Source organism: Paraburkholderia strydomiana (assembly GCF_031456815.1).
Lineage (GTDB): Bacteria > Pseudomonadota > Gammaproteobacteria > Burkholderiales > Burkholderiaceae > Paraburkholderia > Paraburkholderia caledonica.
This window is the reverse complement of sequence record NZ_JAVDVL010000002.1, coordinates 473,015-487,164: the sequence shown is the minus strand read 5'-3', so window position 1 is coordinate 487,164 and position 14,150 is coordinate 473,015. Positions and strand designations below refer to the sequence as shown.

Below are 14,150 nucleotides of genomic sequence, written 5' to 3'. Positions count from 1 at the left end.
TCCGCTGTTTCCCGCATTGATGAACGGAACTCGCGGCGCCTCACGAGCGTGGCCTTGAGGGTCAGTCGAGTTTACGTGAGCGGTCTCGCGCCGGATTGTGTAAAAAGGTCGCACGCGACGCAGTGGCACAATGCGGGTCGGGTGGCGATACGCCGCTCTTCGATTTAAGGACAATGTGTAGTGAGTGATGTGCGCGATCGCGTGACGAACCGCGACTTCCCGTTTGATGTGGCAGATCATGCGTGCCGCCCCGATTGCGGCGCGTGTTGTATCGCGCCGTCGATTTCGAGTCCGATTCCGGGCATGCCGAACGGCAAGCCGGCGGGCGTGCGCTGCGTGCAACTAGGCGAAGACTTGCGATGCGCGATCTTCGGCCGGCCCGAGCGGCCGGCATGCTGCTCGGGGCTGCAGCCGCAGCTGGAAATGTGTGAACCGGACAGAGAAAGCGCGCTTGCATGGCTCACGCTGCTCGAAGCGCAGACCCGGCCGGAAGTTGGATAAAGCAAGTACCTGGACCGAGGCAGGCTCTCAATGGTGGTTGATCGGAGATTGTGTATGACTGGACTTGTCGCGCCCACCAGGCGCCGTTTTCTACTCGCAGCGCTGGCCGGTGCCGGCGCGCTTGGCGTTGTCTCGCTCACGGCCTGCGCCGCGTCGATCTTTCCGTTCATTCCGTCGCACTACACGTTCTCGCAGCAGCAAGTGCAGGACGCTGTGCAGCGCAAATTCCCGTATCAACGCACTGTCTCACAAGTATTCGACGTCGCGCTGAGCCATCCGGTGGTCGGCTTGCTGCCCGACGCGAACCGTGTTTCTGTGAAGCTCGATGCGCACCTCGCGAGCCCGTTCATGCCGCAGCCGGTCGACGGCGTCTTCACGTTGTCGAGCGAACTCGCGTACGACGCCGCGAGCAAATCCGTCGTGCTGAAATCGCCCAACGTCGACAACGTCAGCGTGAGCGGCGAGGCGCAGGCTTATACGCAACAGATCAACGCCGCCGCCGCCGTGCTCGCCACGCAGTTATTGAGCAATTACCCGATCTATACATTCAAGCCGGAACAACTTCAATTTGCCGGAGTTAATTACGAACCCGGTACAATCACCATCCTTACAAACGGTATACGCGTGCAAATCGTCGAGAAATGACGTTGCGCGTGGCCGGCAGGGCCGACAAACGAAAACGATGAGGGGCACGGATGGACTGGTTATTGGCTTGCAAGGCGTTGATTCTGGGCGTCGTAGAAGGCTTGACGGAATTTTTGCCAGTGTCGAGTACGGGGCACCTGATCGTCGCGGGGAGTCTCCTGAACTTCACCGACGAACATGCTAAGACCTTCGACGTCGTCATTCAGCTCGGCGCGATTCTCGCGGTGTGCTGGGAGTTTCGCCGCCGTATCGGCAGCGTGGTGACTGGCCTGCCGAGCCGTCCGGAAGCGCGGCGCTTTACGTTGAACGTGATCATCGCGACCATTCCGGCGGTCGTGCTCGGTCTGCTGCTGGAAAAGTCGATCAAGGCTGCGCTGTTTTCGCCGGTGCCGGTGGCGTTCGCGCTGGTGGTGGGCGGCGTCGTCATCTTGTGGGCAGAAGCGCGCCAGCGCGCGCAGGCTCGCGAAGGCGGACAAGCCAGGGTTGCGCGCGTGACCAGCGTGGACGACCTGAGCGCAATGGACGCGCTGAAAGTCGGCCTCGCTCAATGTTTCGCGTTGATCCCTGGCACGTCGCGCTCGGGCTCGACAATCATCGGCGGGATGTTGTTCGGACTCGACCGGCGCGTGGCCACTGAGTTTTCGTTTTTCCTCGCGATCCCGATCATGTTCGGCGCGACTGCCTACGAGTTGTACAAGGACTGGCATCTGCTGTCCGTCGACGCGCTCGGCGTTTTCACGATCGGCTTCGTGGCCGCGTTCGTCAGTGCCTTTCTGTGTGTGCGATGGTTGCTTCGCTACATTGCCGGACACGATTTCACGGCGTTCGCGTGGTATCGCATTGGCTTTGGATTGCTGATCCTGCTAGTCGGCTATAGCGGCGCGCTGAGCTGGACGGAGTAAGTCTCCCCGCTTTTCGCAGGCCGGAAAAAAAGGTCCGTCACTTGAGGTGGCGGACCTTTTTGTTTTATGCGACGTCGCGTTTGCGGAACACGAGATCCCACACACCGTGGCCGAGGCGCAGGCCGCGTCGCTCGAACTTCGTCACCGGACGATATTCGGGGCGCGGCGCATAGCCGTCGACGGTGTTTTGCAACGTCGGCTCGGCGTTGAGCACTTCAAGCATCTGCTCGGCGTAGTTCTGCCAGTCGGTCGCGCAATGCAGATAGGCGCCGGGCTTCAGGCGCGACGCGAGCAGCGCGACGAACTTCGGCTGAATCAGGCGACGCTTGTGATGGCGCGCCTTGTGCCACGGGTCGGGAAAGAAGATGTGCACGCCGTCGAGACTGTCCGGCGCGATCATCTGCTCGAGCACTTCCACGGCGTCGTGCTGAATGATGCGGATGTTGGTCAGCGCCTGCTCGCCCATCAACTTCAACAATGCGCCGACGCCCGGCTCGTGCACTTCGACGCCGAGAAAATCGTCAGTTGGACGGTGCGAGGCGATTTCCGCAGTGGTCGCGCCCATGCCGAAGCCGATCTCCAGCACGCGCGGCGCTTCACGGCCGAATACGGCGTTCCAGTCCGGCTGCTGCGGCGTGAACGGAACGACGAAGCGCGGGCCGAGCTCGTCCATCGCGCGGCGCTGACCGGTCGACACGCGGCCGGCGCGCGTGACAAAGCTGCGAATGCGCCGGCGATGCAACGCTTCGCTGTGCGGCGCGAAGTCGTCGGCAGCGGCGGCGACATCGTCTGTTTCGTTGGAGGACGTCGGAAGGTCGTCGGGCAAGCCGGCGTTGTTGGGATCGTGGATCATGGTCGATGCTGCTACAAGGATGAAGGCTTCGCGGCTTGCTCGGCGCGGGTTGGCAAAATTGGCGCTAGTTGGCGCTGATCGGCGCTCGCTGACAACGACGCGGCGCACCGCGTCAGCACGAGCCGGTTGTCATGCCGGCAAGCGGATTGCGATCAGTCGCCGCGCGGGCTAGCCGTCGCCACAAAAAAGCCGCCTTCGTAGAGGCGGCTCGTGCCTGATTAGTGCCTAAGGCTCGGCAACAAGGTGGAGCGGGCGTTGCAAGTGCGCGTAAGGTAGCACAACGCGAAAGGGTGCGTCCAGACAGCGCGCCGTTCGCCGCGGCCGCAGGCAGCGCACATTACGTTTTAATAACGGTGCAGGTCTTGTATGATTTAATCGTTCTGTAAGCCAGCCCTTTTCAACGATTAAACTACGCGAATACCGTTATGAGTAAGTACACACACAATCACCGCGAAGCAAAACGAGCGAAAACCGGCTGGAGCCCGATTAAGCCGACCAAGATTCCCGCTACGTCCGTGAATGCGCTTCGGGAAGCGATGTCGACTGAAGGTGTGCCGCTGACTCAATTCAATGATCTGCTGTGGCTCATGGCGCAGGAGTCGGGCGGCGCGGTGAATCTGCGCAATCCTAAATCCGGCGCGCGTGGGCTGTTTCAATTGCTGCCGTCGCAATATGAATTGAATCCGGATGGCGTCAAGTCTTTTGGCAAGGCAGTGGAAGAATGCCGCGGCGGAATTCGATATATTCTCGGCCGCTATCACAATGCGGCGTCCGCCCGTTTGGCGTGGAAAGCCAATCAGTGGATTTGACGTATCGGGCGTGTTCTGCTTTGCGTAACTGAACTTCAGTGCGGTGAATGCAGATACTTTCTTCGAAGCAGCAGTTGCGAGCGGGTTGCAAAACTGCCGGAAAGTATCTGGAGCGGGCGATGGGAATCGAACCCACGGCTCTAGCTTGGGAAGCTAGGGTATTACCATTATACGACGCCCGCAGAGCGCGCTATTTTACTCGCGAAAGGGCAGCGAGCGCAAACTGCGCCGCTGCTCTTCCTTATGCCGCACTGTGCGCGGCGACATCGTCCGGCATTCCGCTTTGCTTCAGATCACGAAGTAAGTCAGTTGGACAGCGGCGCGCGTGACCACCATCAGCAGCACCTGCACGATCACGAACAGAAGAATCGGCGAGAGGTCGATGCCTCCCAGATGCGGCACGACGCGTCGCAGCGGATTCAGAAACGGCGCGGTCAGTTGATAAAGGATCGGCATTGCCGGCGAACGCGGATTCAGCCAGGACAGCAGCGCCATCAGGATCGTCATCCAGATGATCAGATTCAGCGCCCACTTGATCACGGTCAGCACCGCGACGATCAGCAGCGTCGGCACCAGCGTGAGCGGGTCGGCGCCGGTCAGGACCACCATCAGCACGACGTAGACGATCGCGGCGATCAGCGCCGCGACGAGGCTCGCCCAGTCGACGTTGCGCGTGCTCGGCAGAATGCGGCGCAGCGGCAGAACGATCCAGTTTGTCGCTTGTAGCACTGCGTTCGTGACCGGGTTGTACGGCGGCATGCGCACGACCTGCAGCCAGGCGCGCAGCAGCAACGCCGCGCCGAAGAGGGTGAAGACGGTATTGAGCAGAAAACGGGCGATATCGCCAAACATCGTGTGTCCTTATGCTTCTGATGACAGCCGTGGAACGGCATGGGCGCCGGTGCTTTTCGGTCTGGAGCACAGGCGGGTCAGTAATTGGCATCGACCGCCGACGCGGCCGCATGCATTGCCAAGCGGATGATACGGGTCATGCAAGGCTCGCATTTCAACGACGGACGAAGAGCCGCCCCCGCATCAACTGCGGCCAGTCACACGGAAACCTTGATTTCGCTGATGAGAATGGCGCCGTTGCCGCCGTCGGTGTAGTTCGGAATGTCGGCCAGCAGGCGTTCGGATGCCGGCTTGAAGACCTTGTAAAAGTCATCCGTGCTGTCGAACAGGAAGTGACCCGCGGCCACATAAGGCGGCGGCGTACCCGGCGGGCCCGCGTTGATGCCCACGTCGACGGACCATCCCTTCAGCGAGGGGCCAAACAGTTCCGCCGCGAGCGGCATGTGGGTGACGCAGTAATAGTCCACGTCGAAGTGGCCGTTTTCCCGATACGGATAGAGGATGCTGACCTTGATCATTGTGCGTTCTCGTCTGTTGGTCCCGAAGCGAGGCGCCGGCGGATTGCGCGCGGCGCCGGACGTCACATTATCACGGCTTACTTGACGCTTGCACCTGCTGCCGCCTGATTCAGCGAGCGGCTCAACGAATCTTCCACCGCGTCGGCGATTGCGGCGATTGCCGCCGGCGGCGTGGCGCGGCGTTGCGCCAGCTCGACCGCGCGCCGTGACAGCAAACCGTACAACGCAGCGTGATCTCCGCCGAGGCTTTCCATCAACGCCAACTGCTTTTGCACGACACCGGTGTCGCCGCGCGAGACCGGCCCCGCCAGCGCGTTGGGCAGTCCCTTGTCGCGAGCGGTCTGAATGGTGCCCGCGAGCATCGGCAACAGCGCGCGCAATGCTTCGTCCTCGGCAAAACCGAGCGTGCGCCACAGCGCGACGCATTCGGCCAGGCTGCAGAGCGCGAAACTCGCCGCATAGTGCGCGGCGCCGTGGTACAGCATGCGGCCGCCCGGCGGAATCGACAACGGATGACAGCCCAACGCGACGGCCAACGCCGTCAGCGTGTCTTTCAGGTCGCCGTCGGCCTCGATCGTCACCGAGCAGCCGGCGATACGGTCGAGGTCGGTCAGTTCGCCGCTGAACAGGTAGAGCGGGTGAAAGCCGCCAATCGCCGCTCCCTGGTCCCGTGCGCCCGCCAGCAACTCGACCGGCGACGCGCCGCTGCAATGCACGAGCGCCTTGCCATAGACTGCATCGGGGGCGAAACGCAGTGTGTGCGCTGACGTACCGATGCTGTCGTCGGGAACGGCTAAAAAGACAACATCGGCGCCGTCGACGACTTGCTGAGGATCGTCGAGCGCCACGCAGTTGGGAATTTGACTGGCGAGCCGGCTAGTGGAAGCCGGCGTGCGGCTCGCCACTGCCGTCACCGGATAGCCTGCGCGCGAAAAACTCAGCGCGAGGCAGCGCGCGAGCCGGCCCGCGCCGATAAAGCCGAGGCGTGGCAAATGGGAGTCGGGCTGGGACTGGGACTGGGACATGTCGACGTGCTCCAGACGGGGCGTGATAGGGAACAAGCAGTATCGCGCATCGGCAGGCGCGCAGCGCGTGCAACGGTCGTCAGATGAGTTTGCCTGCGATATGACGCGAGCTGCTGATCATGGCGTCGCGCGCGCCCTGCGGGCTTGAAAACTGCTCACAATTTCCGGATGGCCGGTCGGCCGTGGCTGTCTATGGGTATTCGCTTCGCAATTTCGCAATCGGATTCGGGGAGGCTACGATGAATATTTTTTCTTACCGGAAGCACTTGCGGTTCTTGACCCACGCTCAGCGGCGTCGCTGGTGGGATCAGAAGAAGCGTCTGAGCCCGCGCGTGCGCATCAGCGCCGCGTACGTGCCACCGAACGTGTCCCGCGAATTCGCCTACGTGAAGGTCGGCTGACCGACACCCGTTTCGAGCCTTAACAAAGCCCGGCCTCTGCGCCGGGTTTTTTATTGGCCGTGGCTCTGCGCCGTCAGCATTGAAGCTAATTTGTAATTAAAGATTACCGACGCGGCGTCCGTTTAACTCGCCATTGCCTCGCGACACCTTCGTGTCCACCGCGAAGAGTCCTAATCCGTTGATTCCTCAGGCCGTTCGCGCTTTTCAAGCGATGCTGCTTTCCAGGCGACAGCGCAAAACCTTTTCGCGTATTGCAATTTGCAACAAATGCGAACAGCGTCGCGCGGGCTTTTTGGATAAATTGGTTTCGTAGCATGCATGGCATGCGAAGTTGGCGACCTTCAATGGGCCGCGCCAGGAGAACAAAAGTGAAGAAGATCGTTCCGTTCGTCGTTGCCGCCGCACTCGGCGTGGGGCTTGCCGCCACCGCGCAGGCACACGTCTCTGTCGGTATCGGTATCGGGGTACCGGTCGCGCCGGCTTATCCTGTCTATGCCGCGCCCGTCTATGCCCCGCCGCCGCCGGTGTACTATTCGCCGCCGCCTCCCGTCGTCTATGCGCCGCCGCCTGTGGTCTACGGCCCGCCGCCCGTCGTAGTGGGTGGGTATTACGGTTACGGTCGCCCTTATTATCGCCACGGCTACTACGGTGGTGGTTATGGCCACGGTTACTATCGGCGCTAATTCTGCCTGACCCACGAGTTGTGATCGACACCTGCCTGGTTGGCGCCTCGCTGTAGGCGGGCAGAGAGTCTGAACGGCGTAACGCCGGCTTGATCGCCGCGTTACGCCGTTTTGTTTTTTTCGGCATTGAGTGAGTTGTTGCGGAAGTTTCAAAGCGTCGGCGAAGCTGGGAGAATGGCTGTTTCGCCACCGCTCTGGAGAACTCCGCCAATGCAGCCGATGCACCCACTTCCCGCTCCCACGTTCGACGACGTGCTCGACGCCGCTGCGCGACTCGAGGGCGTCGCGCACCGCACGCCAGTTCTGACATCGAGCACGTTCAACGAGCGCACCGGAGCGTCTGTATTCTTCAAATGCGAGAACTTCCAGCGAATGGGCGCGTTCAAGTTTCGCGGCGCCTATAACGCGATCTCGCATTTCGACGCAGAGCAGCGCAAGGCCGGCGTGCTGACCTATTCGTCCGGCAACCATGCGCAGGCTATTGCGCTGTCGGCGCGCCTCGCCGGCATCCGCGCGACGATCATCATGCCGCACGACGCGCCCGCGGCCAAAGTGGCCGCCACCAAGGGCTATGGCGGCGAGGTAATCACCTACGACCGCTATAAGGAGAACCGCGAGGAAATCGGCCGACGGCTCGCCGAGGAGCGCGGCATGACGCTGATTCCGCCATACGATCATCCCCATGTGATCGCGGGGCAGGGTACGGCGGTAAAGGAATTGATCGACGAAACGGGGCCGCTCGACATGCTATTCGTGTGTCTGGGCGGTGGCGGGCTGATTGGCGGCAGCGCTTTGTCGGCGGCGGCCTTGAGCCCGGACTGCACGGTAATCGGCGTGGAGCCGCAAGCAGGCAACGACGGTCAGCAATCTCTTGCGCGCGGCGAGATCGTGCATATCGACACGCCGCGCACCATCGCCGATGGCGCGGCCTCGACGCATCTGGGCGACTACACCTTCGCGATCATCCGCAAGCTCGTTGCGCGGATCGAAACCGTCACCGACGAGCAGTTGATCGACACCATGCGCTTTTTCGCCCAACGCATGAAGATCGTCGTTGAGCCGACCGGCTGCCTCGCGGCGGCGGCCGTGCTCAACGGCGTGGTGCCAGTGAAGGGCAAGCGTGTGGGCGTGGTGGTGAGCGGCGGTAACGTCGATCTCGAGAAGCTCGCGCAGTACCTGGCCTGATTGTTTCCGGCCAGAAGCCGGCTGACGTGTAGGAAGACGGCCCGCCTCCAGGTTCATAGGGCGGGCCGTTGCATGTCAGCTCGCCGCTTGTGCGACTGGCGAGCGCTCTGCCGTTTGCAGAATCAGATCGCGGTAACCGTTCACGATCACGCTGTATGAGAAGTAGGCGAACAGCAGCGCGGACAACACATGGCACGCACGCAGCAAACCGGTGCCAGCGCGCTTGCGGCCGTGGCTGCCGAGGCCGCAGATGAACACCGTCCAGCACAAGCCGCCAAGAAAGAAACCGCCGAGAAATACGGGCGCCGTCTTGGCGCTCGTCGCGCCGGCTTTGGCGATCAGCGCGCCCCCGACTGCGGCAAACCACAGAATCGCCGACGGTGACGACACCGCCAGCAACACCCCGCGCAGGAAGCCGCGCCACGCAGACAGATGCGGCGAACTGGCGTCCGCCTCGCCGGCAACAGGCGGTGCCGACGCCGGAAACATCGCTTCGCGTGCCATCTTCCAGGTAAGAAACAGCAGGATGACCGCGCCGCCAATCCACACGACCCAGCGCACCGACTCGAACTGCAGCAGCGCAGCCATGCCCGCTAGCGCAAGCGCCGCATAAATTAGGTCGCCGACGCACGACCCAAGGCCGAGCCAGAAGCCCGGCTTGAATCCGTGCGACAGCGCCAGCGAAATCATCGCGACGTTCACGAGGCCGATGTCGAGACACAACGACAAAGACAGGAAGAACCCGTCCGACATCATCGAGAAGGCATGCATGCCTGCAACTGCTCCATCTGTTCGTTATGCGGCCGCGCGCTCGGTGCGCTCGACTCGCTCGACGCGCTCACAGTCCCAGTTCGTTCCACAAACTGTCGATTCGCTGCTTCACCGCCGGGTCCATTTCGATAGGCCGGCCCCATTCGCGATCGGTCTCGCCAGGCCATTTATTGGTCGCGTCGAGTCCCATCTTCGAACCGAGGCCCGCGACCGGCGACGCGAAGTCGAGATAGTCGATCGGCGTGCGGTCGACGAGCACCGTATCGCGCGTCGGGTCCACTCGCGTGGTGATCGCCCAGATCACTTCTTTCCAGTCGCGAATGTTGACGTCTTCGTCCACGACGACAATGAACTTCGTATACATGAACTGTCGCAGGAAGCTCCAGACGCCGAACATCACGCGCTTGGCGTGACCCGGGTAGCTCTTCTTCATCTGCACGATCGCCATGCGGTAGCTGCATCCTTCTGGCGGCAGATAGAAATCGGTAATCTCGCTGAACTGCTTCTGCAGAAGCGGCACGAATACTTCGTTGAGCGCGACGCCGAGCACGGCGGGCTCGTCGGGCGGTTTGCCGGTGTACGTGGAATGATAGATCGCGTCGCGGCGCATCGTGATGCGCTCGACCGTGAACACCGGGAACCACTCCTGTTCGTTGTAGTAGCCGGTATGGTCGCCATACGGGCCTTCCAGCGCGTGCTCATAGGCGGCCGAGGCGCCCTTGACCGGCCGCGGCGGCGCGCCGGCCGGAGCGGGCGAGGGCGCACCTTCCTGCGGATAGATGAAGCCTTCGAGCACGATTTCAGCGCGCGCGGGTACCTGCAGACCGTCGACGCCCGGCGTAATGCATTTGGCCAGCTCCGTCCGAGCACCGCGCAGCAAGCCTGCGAACTGGTATTCGGACAGCGTGTCGGGCACTGGCGTCACCGCGCCGAGAATGGTTGCCGGATCCGCACCCAGCACGACCGCTACCGGATACGGCTGGCCGGGATTCTTCAACGCGAACTCGCGGAAGTCGAGCGCGCCCCCACGATGTGCGAGCCAGCGCATGATCAGCTTGTTGCGTCCGATTAACTGCTGGCGATAGATGCCGAGATTTTGTCGGCTCTTGTTCGGGCCTTTTGTGACGGTCAGGCCCCACGTGATCAGCGGGCCGGCGTCCCCGGGCCAGCAAGTCTGGATAGGCAGCTTTTCCAGGTCGACGTCATTGCCTTCCCACACGATTTCCTGGCAAGGTGGCGCGCTCACAGTTCGTGGCGCCATGTCCCACACCGCCTTTGCAAGCGAGAACAGTTTGCCCGCGTCCTTCAGCCCTTTTGGTGGTTCCGGTTCCTTCAACGCAGAGAGCAGCCGGCCGACGTCGCGCAGAGAATCGAGCGCGGCGCCGTCGCCTTCGCCGGCTTCAGCGTCGATGCCCATACCGAGCGCTACCCGGCGCGGCGTACCGAACAGGTTGCCAAGCACCGGGAACACATGCGCCTCCTGGTTCTCAAACAGCAGAGCCGGCCCCCCGGCGCGCAGCACGCGGTCGCACAGTTCGGTCATTTCCAGGACAGGCGATACCTTTTGCGGGATACGGCGCAGTTCTCCAATCGTCTCGAGACGGCCGATGAAGTCACGCAGGTCTTTGTATTTCATCTGATGCGGTTGTGTGCCGCGAGCGGCGATAGAGGAAGCGCGACTGCGGAGGAGGCGCTGGAACGATTGTCGATTTTACCTGCGTTGGCTAGCGCACGTAGATCGGCCGAACGTCATAGGGCGAGCGGCAATCGCCAAAATGCCGAAAAACCGCCCCGTACGGCCCTTTGAGCGGTCGGAACCCTTGTCGTTATTACAATTAGTTATACTTTCGCGAGTTTATAGTGTTGACGATCTATAAAACCGTGCCCTAGAATCCGTCCACGTTGGTTGCAGGGCGTGAACCTTTTACCACTGCCCCGGTCCCATTAGACGCAACGCGTCACCGCTTACCGAAGCCCTGCACGGTATTCGTCGGTCTTATCGATGTCCTTGCCAGCGCCAACTGACGCTGGTTTTTCGCGTGGGAGCCACCGCCCGCATGTTTTCGGCATGCCGCGGACCGCTTTTCAGGAAGGCTCCCCACAAACGGTATTTGCCGTTTTCCCGACGTCGCTGCTGCCCTAACCAGACAGAGCGCGCGATGTCTTGACTCTGCGAATGTGTGGTACCGCCTGTTTTTCCGGTGGGGTTCGCGGATCATGCAACATGGGAGATCTGAATGAACGCCTGGTTATCGTGGCGTCCCGACGAACGTATCGCGCAAGTCGTGCGCGGTGCAGTCCGTCGCGGGACGCAATTGAGTCATCACCTGTTCAGCATTGTCGGCGGCATTGCCGTGGTGCTGGCAATCGCGCTGTGGCTGATGCCCACGTGGCGCGGCACCCTCGCGGCGAAGCTGATGCCGGTCCTTTCCGCGGCTGTGCAAGCAGGCCCCGCGCGCCTGCTGCAAGGCAACCCGCTGCCTGCTTTCGGGCCGCCGGGGCGTACTTCGTCGGACGAAACGCTGTCCGCGAACTCGAACCCAAACAGCGCTGACGCAGCAAGCGTCGGCAATAACGTGGGCGTGAGCGTCAGCAACACCAGTTATGACGGCGCGTTCGACGGTTCCGGCTCCGCAGGCATGGGGATCGCGGCGCTCAACGGTCTCGATCCGCGCACGATGCAAAGCGTTTCGGCGTTGGCGCGGCTGATTCCTGCGCAACGCGTGTCCGCCGACGCGCGCGACGATCGCGTGCTGATTTCGTCGCGTGAACAGGCTCTCGTGGCGTCGTACCTGGCTCGTCGCTACCGCGTCGCCCAGGAGCCTGTCGGCGAGCTGGTGAAGGCTGCGTTCGACACCGGTCGCGAAGTCGGTCTCGACCCGCTGCTGTTACTGTCGGTCATGGCGATCGAATCGGGCTTCAACCCGTACGCCGAGAGCGGCGTGGGCGCCCAGGGCCTGATGCAGGTGATGTCCAAGGTTCATTCGGACAAGTTCCAGTATTTCGGCGGCGAGAGCGCTGCGCTTGAGCCGGTCGCGAACATCAAGGTCGGCGCGCTGGTTCTGAAGGATTGCATCGCGCGCGGCGGTTCGCTGCCGGGCGGACTACGGCTGTATGTCGGCTCGACGTCGCAGGACGACGGCGGCTACGGCGCCAAGGTGATGGCAGAACGCGCGCGTCTGCGTGACGTGGCCCGCGGCCGCAAGGTGCCGATCAACGCGCCGCAGGCGCCGGTTATCACTGCATCGAATAATGTGTCGTCGTCATCCTCGTCGTCGTCCGCTGCTGCGAACAACAGCAACGGCAAGCGGGTGCAGGTCACGCTGGAAGGAAGCCATCCGTTGAGCGCCGCTGCGCCTGGCAAGACGCCGGTCTCGGAACAGGACGATGCCAGCACGAGCGCTCCAAAACACGTGGCGTCTGCCGCGGAACTGGGCGCCTGAATCGCTCGCAAAGCCAGCCTCATGCTGATCGCCTGACACGAACGCGAACGGCAAGAAAAAGGACACCCTCGGGTGTCCTTTTTTGCTGTTGGGAAGGCAGCGCCGCCGAAAGACAAAAAGACAGCAGCGTCCTGGGTCCGGCTGTGCCTGGCTCCAGGCAGCTCTCGCTAGGCACGAGACGCTCGTCAGGCCCGGCTGCCTTGCGCTCCTACTGCCGTTGGCCGAAAAGCCGCGCCAGGCGTTCCACCGCCTCTTCCAGCTTCTCGTAGGCGGTTGCGTACGACAGCCGGATATATTGTTTTGGCGCGTGGCTGCCGAAGTCCATTCCTGGCACGAGCACGACACCTGCCTCGTGCAGCATCGCTTTCGTGAGCGCCGAACTGTCGCCTGCGGCAGGGTGAGCGACGCTCCGGCAGTCGGCGTAGACGTAGAACGCGCCGTCAGGCATGACGGGCACTGTGAAGCCCAACGATTCGAGCGCCGGCGCGATGAAGTCACGCCGACGTTTGAACTCGAGACGGCGTGCCTCGTACGTTGCGATGGTCTGCGGTTCGAAGCACGCGAGCGCCGCGTGCTGAGCGAGCGCTGACGCGCAGATGAAGAGGTTCTGCGCCAGTTTCTCGAATGCGCTCACCATGCCCGGCGGGACCACCAGCCAGCCGAGGCGCCAGCCCGTCATGTTGAAGTACTTCGAGAAGCTGTTGACCGTAATGACGTCGTCGCCATAGGACAGCGCCGACACGGGTTTAGCGTCGTAGCTCAAGCCTTGGTAAATCTCGTCGACGATCGTGAAGCCTCCACGCGCGCGCACCGCTTTGACGATGCGTTCCAGTTCCGCCGGCTCGATGGATGTGCCGGTCGGGTTGGACGGCGACGCTAGCAGCACGCCGCGCGTGCGCTCGTTCCAGAGCCGCTCGACGTCGGCGGCAGTCAGTTGGAAGCGTTCGGCAGGGCCGCTTGGCACCATCACCGGTTTGCCTTCGGCGGCGATCACAAAATGGCGGTTGCACGGGTAGCAGGGGTCCGGCATCAACACTTCGTCGTCGCGATCTACCAGTGCAGCGCAGGCCAGCAGCAATGCGGCCGATGCGCCCGCGGTCACCACGATCCGGGCGGGATCCACGTTGACGCCGTAGACCTCTGCGTAGTGCGCCGAAATTGCTTCGCGCAGTGCGTGCAGGCCAAGTGCGCTGGTGTATTGCGTGACGCCGCGGCGCAGCGCGTTCGCTGCTGCCTCGATGACAGGTTCGGGGGCGGTGAAATCGGGCTCGCCGATTCCCATGTGAATGATGTCGCGTCCGTCGCGCTCAAGAAGCGCAGCCTCTTTTGCCAGCTCCATCACGTAGAACGGCTGGATGGAATCGACGCGTGCGGCGAGCCGCATAAGAGGTTCGGTCACGGAGTTCATACGGTCAAATCCAGTTCAAATGCGAAAGCGCGACCGCCATTCGCGCGGTTCTCGCGCGCGGCAGCGTTGTGACGAGCGATGCATTTCGTTGTGTCGGCGTCGCGCACATTTGCGACGGTTTTGCCGCCGTGTTGCGCGAGCCGACCACACGCAT

General features: G+C 62.4%; 15 protein-coding genes and 1 tRNA gene. 8 read left to right on the top strand and 8 right to left on the bottom strand.

Features of this window, described 5'->3' with window-relative positions; all coding sequences use genetic code 11:
* Positions 1 to 180: 180 nt before the first annotated feature.
* The 3 genes from J2W46_RS07815 to J2W46_RS07805 are packed head-to-tail and all read left to right on the top strand — an operon-like array spanning position 181 to position 2,048.
* Entirely contained in the window at positions 181 to 501 is a 321-nt protein-coding gene (locus J2W46_RS07815; RefSeq protein WP_310352650.1) for a YkgJ family cysteine cluster protein, read from the top strand.
* 54 nt (positions 502 to 555) lie between these two features.
* Positions 556 to 1,146 (top strand): DUF1439 domain-containing protein, encoded by a 591-nt coding sequence (locus tag J2W46_RS07810; RefSeq protein ID WP_288825420.1) that lies wholly within the window; start codon positions 556 to 558, stop codon positions 1,144 to 1,146.
* A gap of 50 nt (positions 1,147 to 1,196) precedes the next feature.
* Positions 1,197 to 2,048 carry an undecaprenyl-diphosphate phosphatase gene (locus tag J2W46_RS07805; RefSeq protein WP_310352647.1) on the top strand — a complete coding sequence of 284 codons (852 nt, stop codon included), beginning with the start codon at positions 1,197 to 1,199 and terminating at the stop codon, positions 2,046 to 2,048.
* A gap of 64 nt (positions 2,049 to 2,112) precedes the next feature.
* On the opposite strand, the gene trmB is transcribed toward J2W46_RS07805, so the two are convergent.
* The gene (gene trmB, locus J2W46_RS07800) at positions 2,113 to 2,901 is read right to left on the bottom strand and encodes a tRNA (guanosine(46)-N7)-methyltransferase TrmB (protein WP_310352644.1); all 789 of its coding nucleotides are present in this window, start codon (positions 2,899 to 2,901) and stop codon (positions 2,113 to 2,115) included.
* 551 nt (positions 2,902 to 3,452) lie between these two features.
* On the opposite strand from trmB, the gene J2W46_RS07795 reads away from it, so the two are divergent.
* Entirely contained in the window at positions 3,453 to 3,710 is a 258-nt protein-coding gene (locus tag J2W46_RS07795) for an aggregation-promoting factor C-terminal-like domain-containing protein (RefSeq protein WP_310352642.1), read from the top strand.
* Between the two features lie 108 nt (positions 3,711 to 3,818).
* On the opposite strand, the gene J2W46_RS07790 is transcribed toward J2W46_RS07795, so the two are convergent.
* The 4 genes from J2W46_RS07790 to J2W46_RS07775 all read right to left on the bottom strand — a co-directional run bounded on the left by J2W46_RS07790 (position 3,819) and on the right by J2W46_RS07775 (position 6,105).
* Positions 3,819 to 3,892: transfer RNA gene (locus tag J2W46_RS07790), tRNA-Gly, on the bottom strand.
* Positions 3,893 to 3,998: 106 nt separating this feature from the next.
* Entirely contained in the window at positions 3,999 to 4,562 is a 564-nt protein-coding gene (locus tag J2W46_RS07785; protein WP_027776334.1) for a YggT family protein, read from the bottom strand.
* A gap of 197 nt (positions 4,563 to 4,759) precedes the next feature.
* Positions 4,760 to 5,080 carry an EthD family reductase gene (locus J2W46_RS07780; protein WP_020069078.1) on the bottom strand — a complete coding sequence of 107 codons (321 nt, stop codon included), beginning with the start codon at positions 5,078 to 5,080 and terminating at the stop codon, positions 4,760 to 4,762.
* Between the two features lie 77 nt (positions 5,081 to 5,157).
* A complete protein-coding gene (locus J2W46_RS07775; protein WP_310352639.1) occupies positions 5,158 to 6,105 on the bottom strand; it encodes a Rossmann-like and DUF2520 domain-containing protein in 948 nt (315 codons plus the stop codon).
* 239 nt (positions 6,106 to 6,344) lie between these two features.
* Between J2W46_RS07775 and J2W46_RS07770 the strand changes: the two genes are divergently transcribed.
* From J2W46_RS07770 to J2W46_RS07760, 3 genes are all read left to right on the top strand, one after another.
* Positions 6,345 to 6,506 (top strand): hypothetical protein, encoded by a 162-nt coding sequence (locus tag J2W46_RS07770; protein ID WP_164701921.1) that lies wholly within the window; start codon positions 6,345 to 6,347, stop codon positions 6,504 to 6,506.
* Between the two features lie 368 nt (positions 6,507 to 6,874).
* Positions 6,875 to 7,189, top strand: a complete 315-nt coding sequence (locus tag J2W46_RS07765) for a hypothetical protein (protein WP_020069074.1) — start codon at positions 6,875 to 6,877, stop codon at positions 7,187 to 7,189.
* Between the two features lie 219 nt (positions 7,190 to 7,408).
* Positions 7,409 to 8,374 carry a threo-3-hydroxy-L-aspartate ammonia-lyase gene (locus J2W46_RS07760; protein ID WP_087752961.1) on the top strand — a complete coding sequence of 322 codons (966 nt, stop codon included), beginning with the start codon at positions 7,409 to 7,411 and terminating at the stop codon, positions 8,372 to 8,374.
* 75 nt (positions 8,375 to 8,449) lie between these two features.
* On the opposite strand, the gene J2W46_RS07755 is transcribed toward J2W46_RS07760, so the two are convergent.
* Positions 8,450 to 9,145, bottom strand: a complete 696-nt coding sequence (locus tag J2W46_RS07755) for a LysE family translocator (RefSeq protein WP_020069072.1) — start codon at positions 9,143 to 9,145, stop codon at positions 8,450 to 8,452.
* Positions 9,146 to 9,212: 67 nt separating this feature from the next.
* Positions 9,213 to 10,781, bottom strand: coding sequence for a UbiD family decarboxylase (locus tag J2W46_RS07750; protein WP_310352637.1), 1,569 nt, complete (start codon positions 10,779 to 10,781; stop codon positions 9,213 to 9,215).
* Positions 10,782 to 11,382: 601 nt separating this feature from the next.
* Here J2W46_RS07750 and J2W46_RS07745 point away from each other — a divergent pair.
* Positions 11,383 to 12,588 carry a lytic transglycosylase domain-containing protein gene (locus J2W46_RS07745; protein WP_310352636.1) on the top strand — a complete coding sequence of 402 codons (1,206 nt, stop codon included), beginning with the start codon at positions 11,383 to 11,385 and terminating at the stop codon, positions 12,586 to 12,588.
* Between the two features lie 208 nt (positions 12,589 to 12,796).
* Here J2W46_RS07745 and J2W46_RS07740 read toward each other — a convergent pair whose 3' ends face one another.
* A complete protein-coding gene (locus J2W46_RS07740; RefSeq protein WP_027804805.1) occupies positions 12,797 to 13,996 on the bottom strand; it encodes a pyridoxal phosphate-dependent aminotransferase in 1,200 nt (399 codons plus the stop codon).
* Positions 13,997 to 14,150 lie beyond the last annotated feature (154 nt).